This window comes from Acinetobacter sp. YH12128, assembly GCF_013418655.1.
Classification (GTDB): Bacteria; Pseudomonadota; Gammaproteobacteria; order Pseudomonadales; family Moraxellaceae; genus Acinetobacter; species Acinetobacter amyesii.
Genome location: NZ_VPBO01000021.1, coordinates 52,537 through 68,029, shown reverse-complemented (window position 1 = coordinate 68,029; position 15,493 = coordinate 52,537). Strand labels below are relative to the sequence as shown.

The 15,493-nt window shown below is 40.1% G+C and carries 13 protein-coding genes and 1 rRNA gene; 13 read left to right on the top strand and 1 reads right to left on the bottom strand.

Annotated features, from left to right (window positions below; all coding sequences use genetic code 11):
* The 8 genes from rrf to hisC all read left to right on the top strand — a co-directional run.
* Positions 1-100: ribosomal RNA gene (rrf, locus tag FTU64_RS12140) — 5S ribosomal RNA — on the top strand; the annotation flags it as partial.
* 260 nt (positions 101-360) lie between these two features.
* Positions 361-1,815 (top strand): RNA polymerase factor sigma-54, encoded by a 1,455-nt coding sequence (locus FTU64_RS12135; protein ID WP_180005468.1) that lies wholly within the window; start codon positions 361-363, stop codon positions 1,813-1,815.
* A 168-nt stretch (positions 1,816-1,983) separates the two neighbouring features.
* Complete coding sequence (gene hpf / locus FTU64_RS12130; RefSeq protein WP_078191195.1) at positions 1,984-2,316, top strand: ribosome hibernation-promoting factor, HPF/YfiA family; 333 nt, start codon at positions 1,984-1,986, stop codon at positions 2,314-2,316.
* Positions 2,317-2,451: 135 nt separating this feature from the next.
* Complete coding sequence (gene ibaG / locus FTU64_RS12125) at positions 2,452-2,703, top strand: BolA family iron metabolism protein IbaG (protein ID WP_078191194.1); 252 nt, start codon at positions 2,452-2,454, stop codon at positions 2,701-2,703.
* A 6-nt stretch (positions 2,704-2,709) separates the two neighbouring features.
* Positions 2,710-3,966, top strand: coding sequence for a UDP-N-acetylglucosamine 1-carboxyvinyltransferase (gene murA, locus FTU64_RS12120; RefSeq protein WP_078191193.1), 1,257 nt, complete (start codon positions 2,710-2,712; stop codon positions 3,964-3,966).
* Positions 3,966-4,667, top strand: a complete 702-nt coding sequence (hisG, locus tag FTU64_RS12115) for an ATP phosphoribosyltransferase (RefSeq protein WP_078191192.1) — start codon at positions 3,966-3,968, stop codon at positions 4,665-4,667. Before murA ends, hisG begins: the two co-directional genes overlap by 1 nt.
* A gap of 201 nt (positions 4,668-4,868) precedes the next feature.
* Positions 4,869-6,170, top strand: a complete 1,302-nt coding sequence (hisD, locus tag FTU64_RS12110; RefSeq protein WP_180059839.1) for a histidinol dehydrogenase — start codon at positions 4,869-4,871, stop codon at positions 6,168-6,170.
* A 181-nt stretch (positions 6,171-6,351) separates the two neighbouring features.
* Complete coding sequence (gene hisC, locus FTU64_RS12105; RefSeq protein WP_180059837.1) at positions 6,352-7,449, top strand: histidinol-phosphate transaminase; 1,098 nt, start codon at positions 6,352-6,354, stop codon at positions 7,447-7,449.
* Between the two features lie 118 nt (positions 7,450-7,567).
* Here the strand turns inward: hisC and FTU64_RS12100 are convergent, their stop codons facing one another.
* A complete protein-coding gene (locus tag FTU64_RS12100; protein ID WP_180059836.1) occupies positions 7,568-8,908 on the bottom strand; it encodes an anthranilate synthase component I family protein in 1,341 nt (446 codons plus the stop codon).
* Positions 8,909-9,164: 256 nt separating this feature from the next.
* Between FTU64_RS12100 and FTU64_RS12095 the strand changes: the two genes are divergently transcribed.
* The 5 genes from FTU64_RS12095 (at position 9,165) to filE (ending at position 15,475) form a co-directional block, all read left to right on the top strand.
* On the top strand, positions 9,165-10,142 hold the full coding sequence (locus tag FTU64_RS12095) for a DUF6160 family protein (protein WP_180059834.1): 978 nt from the start codon (positions 9,165-9,167) through the stop codon (positions 10,140-10,142).
* 198 nt (positions 10,143-10,340) lie between these two features.
* Positions 10,341-11,174, top strand: a complete 834-nt coding sequence (locus FTU64_RS12090; protein ID WP_180059832.1) for a C39 family peptidase — start codon at positions 10,341-10,343, stop codon at positions 11,172-11,174.
* A gap of 60 nt (positions 11,175-11,234) precedes the next feature.
* On the top strand, positions 11,235-12,434 hold the full coding sequence (locus FTU64_RS12085; RefSeq protein ID WP_180055592.1) for a hypothetical protein: 1,200 nt from the start codon (positions 11,235-11,237) through the stop codon (positions 12,432-12,434).
* A gap of 12 nt (positions 12,435-12,446) precedes the next feature.
* Positions 12,447-14,111: an OmpP1/FadL family transporter gene (locus FTU64_RS12080; RefSeq protein WP_078192369.1), complete on the top strand. Its 1,665-nt coding sequence runs from the start codon at positions 12,447-12,449 to the stop codon at positions 14,109-14,111.
* A 14-nt stretch (positions 14,112-14,125) separates the two neighbouring features.
* Complete coding sequence (gene filE, locus FTU64_RS12075; protein WP_180059830.1) at positions 14,126-15,475, top strand: putative pilus assembly protein FilE; 1,350 nt, start codon at positions 14,126-14,128, stop codon at positions 15,473-15,475.
* Positions 15,476-15,493 lie beyond the last annotated feature (18 nt).

Genomic DNA, 15,493 nt, shown 5'->3' with positions numbered 1-15,493 from the left:
AAGAGTGAACCACCTGATCCCTTCCCGAACTCAGAAGTGAAACCTCTTAGCGCTGATGGTAGTGTGGGGTTACCCATGTGAGAGTAAGTCATCGCCAGCTCATTATTCGAAACACCCCCTGACTAGTCCAGGGGGTGTTTTTTTATGTGTGGTGAAAAGGAAAATAGAGTGAAATTAATAATATATCTAATTAAATAATTCATTTATAAGGCGAATTGTTCCTAATAAAAGAATAAATTAGCTGAATAATGTGTCTAAAAAAGACAAAAAATCGGGCGTTCTGTTCAAAATTATGCTATAAAAAATAAAACGGCATAAAAATTGCTTATAAAGTGCGGTTAATTATAGGGGGAGTTATTAATGAAATTAGCGATGGGGTTAAAGGTTGCCAATTCCTTATCATTAACACCTCAATTACAACAAGCCATTCGTTTATTACAGCTTTCAAGTTTGGAATTGGAACAAGAAATTCAAATCCAACTCGACAGTAATCCTCTATTAGAGAAAGTTGAAGAACAAAATACCGTTGAAAGTTTAAATAGCTTACAAGAACAAGAAAGGGAAAATAAAGACTTAACCAATGAATTAAATGCCGATCATTTGCCTGATGAGTTACCGGTAGATACGGAGTGGGATGATGTTTATACGCATCAACCTACAAGTTTAGGTGCTGCTGAATTTGAAGAGCGCGAAGATAATCGGCAGGGGCATCAAAGTTTACAAGCACATATGCTTGAGCAAGTTAATCTTTTACACTTTTCTGTGATCGATAAACTAATTGCACACTGTATTATCGATGCTTTAGATAACAAAGGTTTTTTAGATTGTGACTTAAATGAAATTACCCAATCTGTTCAGCATCTTTTAGATTCTATGGATTATGAAGAAGAAGTCGAAGATGACGAAGTTTTGGTGGTTTTAAAGCATATTCAGCGTCTAGATCCTTTAGGTGTAGGTTCACGTAATCTCGCTGAATGTTTAATGGTACAAGTTGAAAATCTTCCTGAACATGTCGAATATCGATATGAAGCTATTTTATTATTGAAAAATTATGAGTTGCTGATTACTAATGAATTACCTAAGTTAATTAAGCAAACGGGTTTAAATACGGAACAACTTAAACTAGCCATTTGTTTGTTAAAAACATTAAAAGCACATCCAGGGCAAGAGTTTGAAGATAAAGATTCAGACTATCAAATTCCAGATGTAGTGGTGCTAAAAAAGAATGAACATTGGTTGGTACAGTTAAATCCTGATGTAATGCCAAAGCTACGAGTGAATTCTTTCTATGCCAATATGATCAAGCGTGCAGATCAAAGTGACGATAATCAATATTTACGTAATCAAATGCTTGAAGCTAAGAATTTCATTAAAAGCATTGATGAACGACATAAAACTTTATTAAAAGTGGCAACCTGTATTGTGGAGCATCAACGAGCGTTCTTTGAACAAGGGCCTGAGGCAATGAAGCCTTTGGTCCTGCGAGATATTGCGGAAGAAGTTGAACTCCATGAATCCACAGTTTCCCGTGTAACCACAAATAAATATATGCTCACACCACGTGGATTATTTGAGTTGAAATATTTCTTCTCAAGTCATGTTGGAACATCGTCTGGTGGGGAAGCGTCTTCGACGGCAATTCGTGCAAAAATTAAAAAGTTGATTGCAGAAGAAAATACACGTAAGCCTTTGTCTGATAATGCAATTGCAGTTTTGCTTAATGCAGAAGGTATTGATGTTGCTCGTCGTACAGTTGCGAAGTATCGTGAATCGTTACATATTCCATCATCTTCAGAGCGAAAAGTGTTGATCTAAATTTGAAAATCTGACTATTCTAGAGGTTCATTATGACGAAATAATGAATCTCTTTTTTTATAAGGAATGGCCGAAATGATCTGATTGTGTAAATGTATGCTTCGCATATTGAGTTGGATGATTCGGCTTGAACTTTTCCAGTCCTGAAAGAAAGTGAGGGATAGAATTATGCAGATTACAATTCGTGGCCATCATTTAACAATTACGCCAGCAATAGAAGAAAATATTCGTCTTAAATTTGCGGAAATGACCAAACATTTAGATCAGGTCAATAGTATGCAAGTCAAACTGACTAAAGATCATCAGGTTGATAAACGTTCAAAAAAAGGTAGTGATAATCATATTGCGGAAGCGATTATACGATTACCTGGGACAGAACTTTTTGCACAAGCGTGCGCTGATGATATGTATACCTCGATCAAAAAATTGTCTGAAAAATTAAAAAAACAATTACATAAACATCGAAAAATGCAGCTCATTTATATGCCTTTAACGGTTTAGATTGTAAATTGTACAAAAAGAGGTTTTTTATAACCTCTTTTTTTATATATATAATGTATGTGACTAATGAATTATTTTTTAGATTTATAGTAAAATGACGGGTTTTACACCGTTAGTCCTATATGGGGTCTTGTGATGAATAGTGAACAGCTCACTGAAATTTTAAAAGCTGCTTTTCCAGAAGCTGAGGTTGCAGTTAGTGGGCAAGGCGGCAAATTTGATCTACGCATTGTCGATGATCAATTTGAAGGCAAACGTCCTGTTGCTCGTCAACAATCTGTTTATGCACCTTTGAACTCCTACATTGCCAGCGGTGAAGTACATGCAGTAACAATTCGTGCAATGACCAAAGAAGAATGGCGCAAAGCAAGCTTATTCGGAGCTTAATAATTAATGGATAAATTTCTGATTCAGGGCGGTACTAAGCTCGAAGGTGAAGTTCGTATTTCTGGTGCGAAAAATGCTGCATTGCCATTACTCGCTGCAACTATCCTTGCGGATACACCTATTACATTAACTAATGTGCCAAATCTAAAAGATGTGAACACCTTAGTGAAATTGATCGCAGGTTTAGGTGTTCAAATCAGTTATGAAGGTGATACGGTTAAGGCTGATACTTCTAGCTTAGATAATCAATTTGCACCATATGAACTCGTGAAAACCATGCGTGCATCTATTTTGGTGCTTGGCCCGTTATTGGCGCGCTATGGTAGTGCAAAAGTGTCTTTGCCGGGTGGATGTGCAATTGGTTCACGCCCTGTAGATCAACATTTAAAAGCTTTAGAAGCACTTGGTGCTGAGATCGAAGTTGAAGCAGGTTATGTGCATGCCAAAGTGGATGGTCGTCTAAAAGGTGGCGAAGTTGTCTTTGATATGGTCACAGTTGGTGGTACTGAAAATATTCTAACTGCTGCGGTTCTTGCAGACGGTGTAACGACCATTCGTAACGCGGCTCGTGAACCTGAAATTACCGATCTTGCTAATATGTTGATCAAGATGGGTGCAAAAATCGAAGGTTTGGACACAGATACTTTGGTTGTTACAGGTGTTGAAAGCCTACATGGCTGTGAATATGCCGTTGTTGCTGATCGTATTGAGACAGGTTCTTATCTCGCTGCAGCAGCGATCACTGGCGGTAAAATCAAAACCACACATACTGATCCAAACTTGTTGGAGTCTGTGCTAGATAAATTTGAAGAAATGGGCGCGGAAGTTACGCGCGGTGAAGATTGGATTGAACTGGATATGATGGGTAAACGCCCGAAAGCAGTTAGTTTCCAGACTTTACCACATCCAGAATTTCCAACCGATATGCAAGCACAGCTGATGGCGGTGAATGCAATTGGTCGTGGTTTTGCCACAATTTCTGAAACGATTTTCGAAAACCGTTTCATGCATGTACCTGAATTAGCACGTATGGGTGCCAATATTCAGGTTGAAGGTAATGATGCTGTTGTTACAGGTGTAGAGAAATTATCTGCTGCACCCGTGATGGCAACTGATTTACGAGCTTCTTTCTCATTGGTTTTAGCAGCACTTGCCGCTGATGGGGAAACGTTGATTGACCGTATCTATCATATTGACCGTGGTTATGAAGATGTTGAAGCGAAGTTACAAGGTTTAGGTGCCCAAATTAAGCGAGTAAGTTAATGAGCGATATGAGAAACGATGATCCCAATTTTGACGTAATGGGCAATTTTGATCATGGTTTAACTTTAGCATTAAGTAAGGGACGTATCTTAAAAGAAACTTTGCCATTGTTGGAAACAGCTGGCATTAACTTATTGGAAGATCCGGATAAATCTCGTAAGTTAATTTTTCCAACGACCCATAAGCACGTACGTATTTTAATTTTACGTGCTTCTGATGTACCAACTTATGTTGAAAATGGTGCTGCAGATATTGGGGTGGCAGGTAAAGATGTGCTGATGGAACATGGTGCACAAAATGTGTATGAACCATTGGACTTAAAAATTGCCAACTGTAAGTTAATGACCGCAGGTAAAGTTGGCATGGTTCGTCCGAACGGTCGTTTAAAGATTGCAACCAAGTATGTCAATTTGACCCGTCAATATTATGCAAGCTTGGGCGAGCAAGTGGATGTGATCAAACTTTATGGTTCTATGGAACTTGCACCATTGGTTGGTTTAGGCGATTACATTGTCGATGTTGTGGATACCGGGAATACTTTACGTGCCAATGGTTTAGAGCCTTTGGAAGAAATCTGTAAAGTGTCTTCACGTTTAATCGTGAACAAAGCAAGCTTTAAACGTAAACAAACTTTGTTGAATCCAATTCTTGCACAGCTAGAAAAAGCCGTGGAAGAACGCGAGCAAGCAAAAAAAGCATAAGTTGTTAAGTTTCTAGCTATGCTGATCAAACCGCTCAAATTTGGGCGGTTTTTTTATGAAAACTGAAAAATAATGTTAAAACTGTATTTTCATCAATTTTAACGAAAGTTATTTTCAATAAAACTCCACATGAACACATGCGATAGATGTCCACAAGCTGCTGTAAAACAGGTAAACTAATCTTTTCCAATAGATTACCTTGTGGGTAAATTGATGCGACGTTTATCGACTCAAGATCAAAACTTCAAGCAAGCTTTTGCTGACTTGTTGGCTTTTGAAACTGTGAATGATCCAGAACTTTTAAAAACCGTTGACCAAATCATTGCTGATGTTCGTCAGCATGGTGATGCTCATGTTCTTAAATTGACACAGCAGTTCGATCGACATCCAGCGCATCAATTCTCAGAATTAGAGCTGACACAAGAACAGCTGAAAGCAGCATTTGATGGTTTAAGTTCAGAAGTGCGTGAAGCCTTAGAACTTGCTGCGAACCGTGTTCGTGAATTTCACCAAGCACAAAAGCAAGACGGCTGGACCTATGTTGATGCTTTAGGAAATACCCTTGGTCAAAAGGTCACACCGCTGGACCGTGTAGGTATCTATGTACCAGGCGGTTTAGCTTCTTATCCGTCTTCTGTATTGATGAATGCTGTACCTGCGCATGTTGCTGGCGTGCCTGAAATTATTATGGTGGTGCCTGCGCCGAATGGTGATTTGAATCCATTGGTTTTGGCAGCAGCTTACTTAGCCGGCGTACACCGTGTATTTACCATTGGCGGCGCGCAAGCGGTTGCAGCATTGGCTTATGGTACAGAAACTATTCCATCTGTGGACAAAATTACTGGCCCGGGCAACCGTTTTGTTGCTGCAGCAAAACGTGCAGTATTTGGTCAAGTCGGTATTGATATGATTGCAGGGCCATCCGAAATTTTGGTCTATGCCGAAGGTCAAAACAATGCTGAATGGCTGGCAATGGATTTATTGTCACAAGCGGAACATGACACTGTGGCTCAAGCGGTATTTATTACGCCAGATGCAGAACTTTTAGATCAAGTTGAGCAATGGATTGAAAAGCATTTAGAAGCGTTACCAAAAGCGGATATTGCGCGTACTTCAATCGAAAACCGCGGCGCATTGGTTTTAGTCAAAGACCGTGCTGAAGGCGCCGAATTGATTAACCAAGTTGCGCCTGAACATTTGATGCTGTGCTTGGATCAAGCACAGGAAATGGCTGAAGATATCCGCCATGCCGGCGCAATCTTTATGGGGCGTTATACACCAGAAGCGATTGGTGATTATTGTGCAGGTCCAAACCACGTGTTGCCTACTTCTGGCACAGCGCGTTTCTCATCACCGCTCGGTGTTTATGATTTCCAAAAGCGCTCAAGTTTAATCATGTGTTCTGAAGATGGCGTGAAAACTTTAGCGAAAACGGCTGATACATTAGCGCAGCAGGAAAACTTAGATGCGCATGCGCGTTCAGCACGCTATCGTTATCAGTAATTAAATATAGACTAGGTGAAAAACTTAGTTTTCCAAAACTATAAACCTCTCCCTAACCCTCTCCTGAAAGGAGAGGGGAAATCTCATAAAATGAATATTCCTCTCCCTGAACGAGCTTTAAGGATTCCTTTAAAGCGAAGTGCAAGAGAGGTTAGGAGAGGGTGAAAAAGAGCAAAATAAAATGCCAAATATTACCGCTGAACAAATGCGTTTTTGGAGCCCTGATGTACGTGAATTAGAACCGTACACACCGGGTGAGCAGCCTAAAATCCAAAATATTTTAAAACTCAATACCAATGAAAATCCGTATCCGCCATCGCCAAAAGTGGTGGAAGCAGTACAAAAAGTGTTGGCAAATTCTGCTGATGTTTTACGTTTATATCCAGATCCAGATGCGTCTGAGTTAAAGCAAGCGATTGCAAAACAGCAGCATGTACCTGTTGAGCAGGTCTTTGTCGGCAATGGCTCGGACGAAGTGCTGGCGCACATTTTTAAAGCCTTTTTTGTGCAAGAGCTGCCGGTTTTGTATCCAGATATTACCTACAGTTTTTATCCGGTTTATAGCCAATTTTTTGGCATTGCGGCCAATACTAAAATTTTACCGCTCAATGATGCCTTTGAAATTGTGGTGGATGACTATAAACAGCCGAATGGCGGCATCATCATTACCAATCCGAATGCACCAACCAGCATTGCTTTAGGTTTGTCTGCAATTGAGGAAGTCCTGCAAGCTAATCCAAATTCAGTGGTTGTGATTGATGAAGCGTATGTCGATTTCGGTGCGGAATCTGCTGTAGCTTTGGTTGCCAAATATGAAAACCTTGTTGTTTGTCAAACGACGTCTAAGTCGCGTTCACTTGCCGGTTTGCGCGTTGGTTTCGCGATCGCGCAGCCGCATTTAATCGCAGCGCTTGAAGCGGTAAAAAACAGCTTTAACTCTTATCCGATGGACCGTTTTGCGATTGCAGCAGCCGTGGCGTCATTTGAGGATCAAGCGTATTTTGAAGCGCAAAATGCCAAAGTGATTGCGAGCCGTGAAAAACTAGTAGAGCAGCTGTCTGAGCTGGGCTTTAAGGTATTGCCGTCTGCGGCAAACTTTATTTTTGCCTCATTGCCAAATAAAGATGCAGGTGAGTTGGCTGCTGAATTACGCGAACGCGGGATTATTGTGCGTTACTTCAATAAGCCGCGGATTAATCAATTCCTACGTATCACCATTGGTACAGATGAACAAAATCAGCGCCTTGTGGATACGCTTAAAAACGATATTTTGGCTTGATTGCTGCAAGCTACTATAAATTTAAATCTACCCTAATCTTCCTTTTGAAAAGGTGAGAAGCACTGCTTCGCAAGGGGAGGGTTATAAAAAAGCGATTCAATTGAATCGCTTTTTTTGTTTAATCTGGCTTATACCAGGTATTTAACAAATCCAGCATGGCTTCGACTTTATCAAAGCATTCTTGATATTCAGCATCGCAATCTGATGCGATGGTGATTCCGCCGCCGGCCCACAGCGAAACCTGATCTTGGTATTTTTGAATAGAGCGGATCAAAATATTCCAAGATCCCGTGCCTCCGTGATTAAAATAGCCCATTGAGCCGCAATAGGCGCCGCGCGGGGCGCCTTCAAGTTCTTCAATGATTTGCATCGCACGGATTTTGGGTGCGCCGGTAATCGAACCGCCTGGCAGGGCAGACATCAGAACTTCAAAAGGGTTTACATCTGTTTTCAGCACTGCCTCAACTTCACTGACCATGTGATGCACTTGGTTAAAACTTTCAATATCAAAAAGTTTAGGTGTTTTTACAGAACCTGTTTCTGCATAAATACTCAAATCATTGCGCAGTAAATCGACAATCATGACATTCTCAGCCATGTCTTTTTCAGATGATTTTAACCGTTGTTTTGACTGCTCATCTAAAATTGGATCTTCATAGCGAGGCATCGTGCCTTTGATTGGTTTAGTAATAATCTTGCGTTTAGGCTTAAAATCTATAAAAAGTTCAGGCGAACAACTTAAAATTTCAAAATCATTAATACGTAAGTAGCCTGAATATGGTGCATCAGTCAGTGACCAAAATTCTTGAGCGGTATCTAAGAGTGAACCGTTTGCTTGAGCTGTGAACTCTTGGGTTAAATTAATTTGATAGCAATCACCCGCTTTAATATATTCCTGCACTTGATCAAAGGCTTTCGTGTAGTCTGACTTAGACCATCTTGCAGTACATTTTTGTCTTAATTTAAATTGATTCTGAGTGATCTCGGTTTGAATTATGTGATCAATGTAGTCGTAAATCTTAGCTGCAGAATGATCTGAACTATAAAAATACCAACCATCATTCTCTAATTTTAAAAAACTGGAAAATTGTCCTAAAAACAAGCGAGGTTGCGCTTTGGCGTGCAAGGAAATCTGTTGCTGCGCTGCATAATCATAGCTAATAAAGCCAGCCCAGCCCCCAGAAAACCCACTGCCTAAGTTTGAACATAAATCTTGGAAGGCAATATTTTGCAAGGGCTGAGTATCAGATTCCTCATATTGATCTAAATTGGTACGGACATAAGCTTTAAGTTCATCATTCTTCAATTGTTGATATTGATTTGCCAAAAAGCAAATAACAGGTTGGTTTTGATCTTCTAAAAAAATCACATGTGACAAGGGTGCAAGCGCTTGCAAAATTTTTTGAGCACTAACAGTTTGTTTAAGAATAAATTTTTTAAAAGAAATTGGCTTTTGCATCAACAGAAAAATTAACTTTAAAGAATAAAATGGATTTTATACCATTCCTAATTCATTTGGTTTGCAAATACCGTTTATCGGTAAGAATTAGATTGCGACCAACGACAGTTGAACAAATTTCAGCTTGGATATAATTTAATCGAGCGAGCAAACAACTCAAGGAAAGATTTAACAGTTGTCACAAAATAATATTACAGCTGAATAAATCGAGTGGTTGAAAATCAAAAAAAAATAAATACTCTTGGGAGAGTACCGTATGAAAAATTTCACTAAATTAGCTCTAGTTTCTTCAATCGCATTTAGTGCGAATGCTATGGCTATGCAAGCAATGGACGATGCTGCACTTAGTTCAACCACTGGTCAAGATGGTATTAACATCGGGATTGGTATTTCTAAAATTGAAATTGAAAAGCTTTTCATTCACGATAACGATGGTTTAGCTGCAAAAGGAACAGCAGGTGTTAATGCTGGTTCGGGCGGTACAAGCACTGCTGGTGCGATCGTTATTCAAGGTAACGGAATTGCTGGTGATGCATTAGAAAACAAAGGTATCATCATTGGTGCAAACTATGATAACGGTGGTGCTTATCTTCTAGCTTCTCGTAATTTAGCTGATTTACGTATCGATACTGATGCGGGTACTGGTGCAAATGGTGCATTCATTAACATCGCAGCGGATGTGTCTGGTTTAGATATCAAAATTGGTGAAATTGGTGTAACAGCATCTGGTACAGCTGGTACTACAGGTATTCGCCGTGGTGGTGATGATAGTAACTACAATGCAATTTTATCTGGTCTTTCTCTAAAAACTGGACCAATGACTGCTAATGTTCAGTTGGGTGCTGCTCCACAAGGTGCCATGATCAAACTAAGCACAACTATGGTTGGCGGCTTAGAAATTAAAGATCTAGGTATCCTTGATGCATCAACTAAAACGGCTACACGTGAAGCAGGTGAAATCTTTATCGAAAGCATCAAGGTTGCTGATGCGGGTAAATCTGATTTAACCATTAACCAAGATGTCCGTGTTTATGGTAAAGAAGGCACAAACAATGGTTATATTCAAATGGTAAGCAACTCTGGTCCAATTGATAACTATGTGAAAGGTGTTCATTTAGGCAGTAAAGACGCTGGTTCAATTGGTGATATCGAAGTTCAAGGCTTACAAACATTCTACAGCCCAGCTATGGGTGTATATAACCAAGGTTCTGTAATTACAATTTCTAGTAAGTAATCTAGAATAAAAATAAGGCGCGTGTTGATCACGCGCTTTTTTTTACAAAAAAGTGCGGAATGACCCAATAAAGCATAAAAAAATGCTGTTTTTTTATAAAAAAAAAGGTATCTTGCATAATACATGGATGTAGAGCATTAGCTCTAAAAAAATAATGAAAAAAGGCACATCATTGCCGATAACTAAAAGTTAGAAGATATGTTAGAGATAGCTGTGGGCTCGGCATTGATGTATTACTTTGCCAAAGAGTCCTTCGAATTAAAAGAAAAGCCAGTCGGAACAGTTCACTATACCGAAACATTGGATTCACGAAATGATTCCTTTACTCGGATGCACCGTGAATCTGTAAAAATTAAACCTGCCATAGAAGATCAATTTCGAGGCATCGTTCGGCAAGCCTACGACTACAGTTGTGGTTCGGCGGCCTTAACTACTTTATTAAATGGTTATGTAGGTACACAGCTGACTGAGCAACAGACCATGAATGGTTTGCTGAAATTTGGTGAAACTGAAAAAATTATCGAACGTCGAAGTTTCTCCTTATTAGACATGAAACGTTTTGTCGCTGCTGTCGGGCTAGAAAGTGGGGGCTACAAAGGGGAGTTTTCAGATCTAGTTAAGCAAGGCCAACCTGCGATTGTTCCCATTTCATATGCTGGTTTTAAACATTTTGTGGTGTTTAAAGCCTATAAAGATGGGCGTGTTTATGTTGCAGATCCAGCACTGGGCAATATCAGTTTCGATGAAGTTCGATTCCAAGAAATATGGGAAAACAACACATTATTTTTAATCAATGTTGCGCCTGAGCAACGTAAAAATTTATTGGCTTTGCAAGATTCAGACTTGCGACATGTTGAAGATGCAACCGTGAACCGTTATGCATTGGTTGATATTCAATATCCGCAGTTTTACATGGAAAAAATTGCAGACAAGGCATCTACGATACGACTTGATAAAAATATGAATGAAGAGTCGGAATCATATGGTAAATCGAATTACAACTTTCTAAGGCTTTACTATAAGAGTAAATAATTAGATGAATGCGTATAACAAAGCGTCAGGATTAAAAAAATAAAAACGGTGGGAAGGAACATGAATCGTAAATGGATGAACAAAACACTACTAGCCATGAGTATTCAGGTGGTGATGGGGGTTGCCTATGCAGCTGAAGAGCCAAGCCTTGGAGAATATGATCCGGTTGAACAAGAGACAGCAGTAGAAGAGTCTGTATCTCCTACTGCTGTAACCCAGGCTGATACTGTACAAGAAGCTGCTGCCGAGCCAGAAATTGGACAGTATGAATCTGTTGAAGAGCCAGTACAAGCTGAGGTACCACCAGTAGAAAGTGCGACTGCCACTGAAAAGGCATCGACAGCACTTCAACAGCAAGAGGGTGATGCGAGTCAAGAAGCTAACTTACAGGAAGTATTTAGCTCGAATGAACGTCAGTATTCATTGATTAAAAAAGGTGAAATATCATCTTTTTACGATATCGATTATACCTATTACCGTGATACTCAACTTGATATGGAAATGGCACAAGGCCAACTTTATCAACTCCGTGTACAAGAGAATGCCACACACTCAATGACCAATACATTTACCGTGCAATACGGTGTAATGGACAATTTGACATTCTCTGCATCTGTGCCTTTAGTAGCAAAAACTGATTTATTAAAAGATACTTCAACTGCTGGTTTAGGGGATATTTCTTTAGGCGCACGCTGGGAACCATTCCCACTGAAGCAAGGTCGTTTGCCTCTTATTTTATTTGGTAATTTGTCCACGAAAACTGGTGATAGTCCATACGAAATTAATGCTGTAAATGATCTAGCAACAGGTAAAGGTTACTATTCTGCAGGTATCGGTGCCAGCACACGTAAATATATTGATCCCGTTGTGTTGTTTGCATCCGTCTCGGCAAACTATGGTTTCAAAGAAACTGACTTAAACCAACGTCGTGGTTCGCGAGTCATTGAAGAGTTTGAACCGGGGATTAGTGGCGGTTTTGCATTCGGTTTTGCATACTCGTTTAACTACGATGTTTCCCTTACCATGTCATATCAACAAAGTTTCAATACCGGCGCAGAATTTACGTATAGCAGTGGCGAATCCTATTCACCTGCAGACCAAACCAGTTCAACTCTAGCGATTTCTTTAGGTGTACGTGTATCTCCAGAGACCATTGTGAATGGTACGGTGGGGTTAGGTTTAACTGAAGATGCACCAGATGTGTCATTAGGGTTGTCTTTCCCGTTGGATATTCTAGGTTTTGGAAAAAAACTTCGTTAAGAGGGCTGTCGTATGCGTAAAATTCGACTCAGCCCACTTGTTAGTGCGATCGTTTTAACGGGCTGTTCTAGTGCTGCTTTTGCACAATTGGGTACCAACCTTTCAGTTGATGTAAGGTCACTTGCATTAGGTAATGCTGTGACTGCTGATCCTCCGGGGATTAGTGCCGTGCATTTTAACCCTGCAGCATTAACCAAAATTGAAGGTTTGCAAACCGATATGCAGGGGATCATTGCAAACTTTGATATTCAACGTGAATTTACCGTTCCTGCGGGTTATAACGTCTTTGGCTATTCTGATGATCCAATGGTCTGTAATGATGGCCCTGAAGTAACGGCAGATATTTGTACGGACTTTAAAGATAAGGTTTCTGGTGATGTTGAATATGCATCCCTATATGTACCTGTCTTAAAAAAGATGGTGGATTTTGGTGCTGGACAACCCATTGCCGCGCCAACGATGGGGATTGCCTACAATCCACCGGGTTCAAAAGCAACATTTGCATCAGCCGTTTATGCACCTTTGATTGCGGGTTTTGGTGCTGAAAATGGTAACCCGGGTAATTTCATGGGGCAACAAGTTGCTCTAGAGCGTATTACTTATCTATCGCCAACTGTAGGTTATCAAGTCAGTGATGAGCTATCGATTGGTGGTGGTGTCGGGATGTCCTATCAAGCCATTGGATTGAAATCTGATCTACGATTTCCTAATGAGTTGATCGGCATGTTAAGGATGATTGATGAGGTCGTCTGTACGCCATTCAAGGAAAATTCGGACATTATTACCGACATCTTGCTATTGGGGATGTGTAATACCGAAGAAGGGATGAACCCATTTGGTAAATTTGGTCAGATGGAATTGGCTTTAGAGCAGTCGCTGAGCCCAAGTTATAACTTAGGGGTTTTGTGGGAGCCACGCGAAGATTTTAGTTTTGGTATGGTGTACCAAAGCGCTGCGAAAATGCGCATGAAAGGCCGTTATCGCATTCATAATGCAAAAGCGCCTCAGGAGATGATTAAGGGATTAATGTCATCACCAACAGGTCAAATTTTAGCTGCAATTTTAGGTTTCCCAAATGCCGTGCCAAACTCGGAGTCGGGTTTAGTTTCGATGGATTTTGAATATCCACAGCATGTACAGGCCGGGATCAAATATAAGGTCATGCCTGATTTACAAATCAATTTTGATGTGGGCTGGACCGATTATCGTGCTTGGGACAAATTCCGTTTTGAATTCGACCGTCAAATTTCAGCGCTGAAAATTGCAAAATTATTATCTGAAAATGTGACCGATAATTCTTTGGCCTTACCTTTGAAATTTACATCGCCTTGGAACTGGGGTATTGGTATTGAATATTCTGCAACAGATCGTTTGAAACTACGTGCAGGCTATGAACCACGGAGTACGTCTATTCCTGATGGTAAGCGAAATACCATGGTCCCAATTAATGGTGCGCAGCTCTTTGGTATGGGGATTGGATATCGTTTTGATGCAGATACGGATTTAGATTTATCAATCGGCTTTTTACGCAGTAAAGATAACATTCCAGCGAATACTAGTAGTCTTGCAAACTTAACCGGTGTGAATAACTTACTTTTAAACCCATATGCTGGACTGAATGTAAAAACCGATACGAAAATCACCATCCTAGGATTAAATTACAGAACTCGTTGGTAGGATAAGCAGACAGAATGAAAAGGATTTTATTCATAAAAACGTTACTTGCACTGTCTGTGGTGCAAGTGTCGTATACCAACGCTGGGGCGTTTCATACCATTATTGGGCCAGATGGGCGCCCAATGGTGGTACAAGTGCAAGAAAAACCGGCAAAGAAATCTAAAGAAAGTCCAACTGCAAAAACGATTGATTCTCAACCTATACAACAAATTACTCAACCATCTGTAAGCATTAGTCCGTCTCAAACCAAGACACCGATAACACGTCAAACGAGTCCAACAGCACAGACTGTTGAATCACTGAAGTCTCAACGTTTAAGTGTACGTGAGCCGGAAAAACGGGATGAAATTAAAGCTGTCACAGTAGATAAAATTAAAAACGTCTCAGGTGATAAAGTTCCCAAATCTGAAAAGTCAGTACAAGCGTCAGATACTTCAGCAAAAGTCTTACCTTCAACAACATGGACAGAGAAGTTACAGCAATCAGAGCTAACCCAACCTCGTGAAGCGTATCAGTCCAAAGTTCTAGCTGAAAAAGATAAACCTGTCGTCGAGAAAAAGATCCTTGCTGAGAAAGTAGTCAGCACTGATCAATCCGTACAATCTTCAGGTGAAAACTTAGAAAATAATCCTTCAAAACAAGCGGCTAAGGTAAAACAAGAACAAGGCTTTTCGACCATGGCTGGTGAAAAGTATGTCAATAATGAATATCTTGAAGATAAAGAGTTTAACTTAGAAGGCAAAAAGCGCTTTTACACCATGCCCGAAGGCGTTATTGACAGCAAGATGGGGCAAACGCGGATGCAAACCATTGAACGTGAAAAAGGTGTCAGTCGCTCCGTCATTGATAATTTATTTAAACGCAATCAACCCGAAGATACAGGCCCAATCACTTTAGCCACATCGTATTATCGGGTCTCACAAGCTGACACCATTCAAGGTTTAGGTCAGCAATGTTTTTCGAATAAAAAAATGAAGAAAGCCAAAGAGCTCGACTTAGCTCAAGATATTAATTTATGGCCTCGAGCACCGTTGTCGGACGAATTTGACTATGAAGTCGTAAAACTAAAATCACCATTACAAAATATTCGTATACATTCATTTGCATCCAAAGTACAAAGTCCTACATTTTATTGGCCATTTGCGGTATTTTTAGACAGAAATGGCTGTGTCATGGAAGGCGCAGGTGGATTTAAAAATAACCAAGGTGAAGCGGATCATCTTTACCATGAAAAAATAGAAGGCGTGATTCAAGTGCCTAAAGGTAGCCAGTATTTATTCTTAACGCCTTTAGCAACAGCAATAGACGTCGATGGCCGCGTATTAACCAATCAAGGCCAACTTAAATTAACAGCAATCCGTTAAGGACATAAGAAAGAGAAT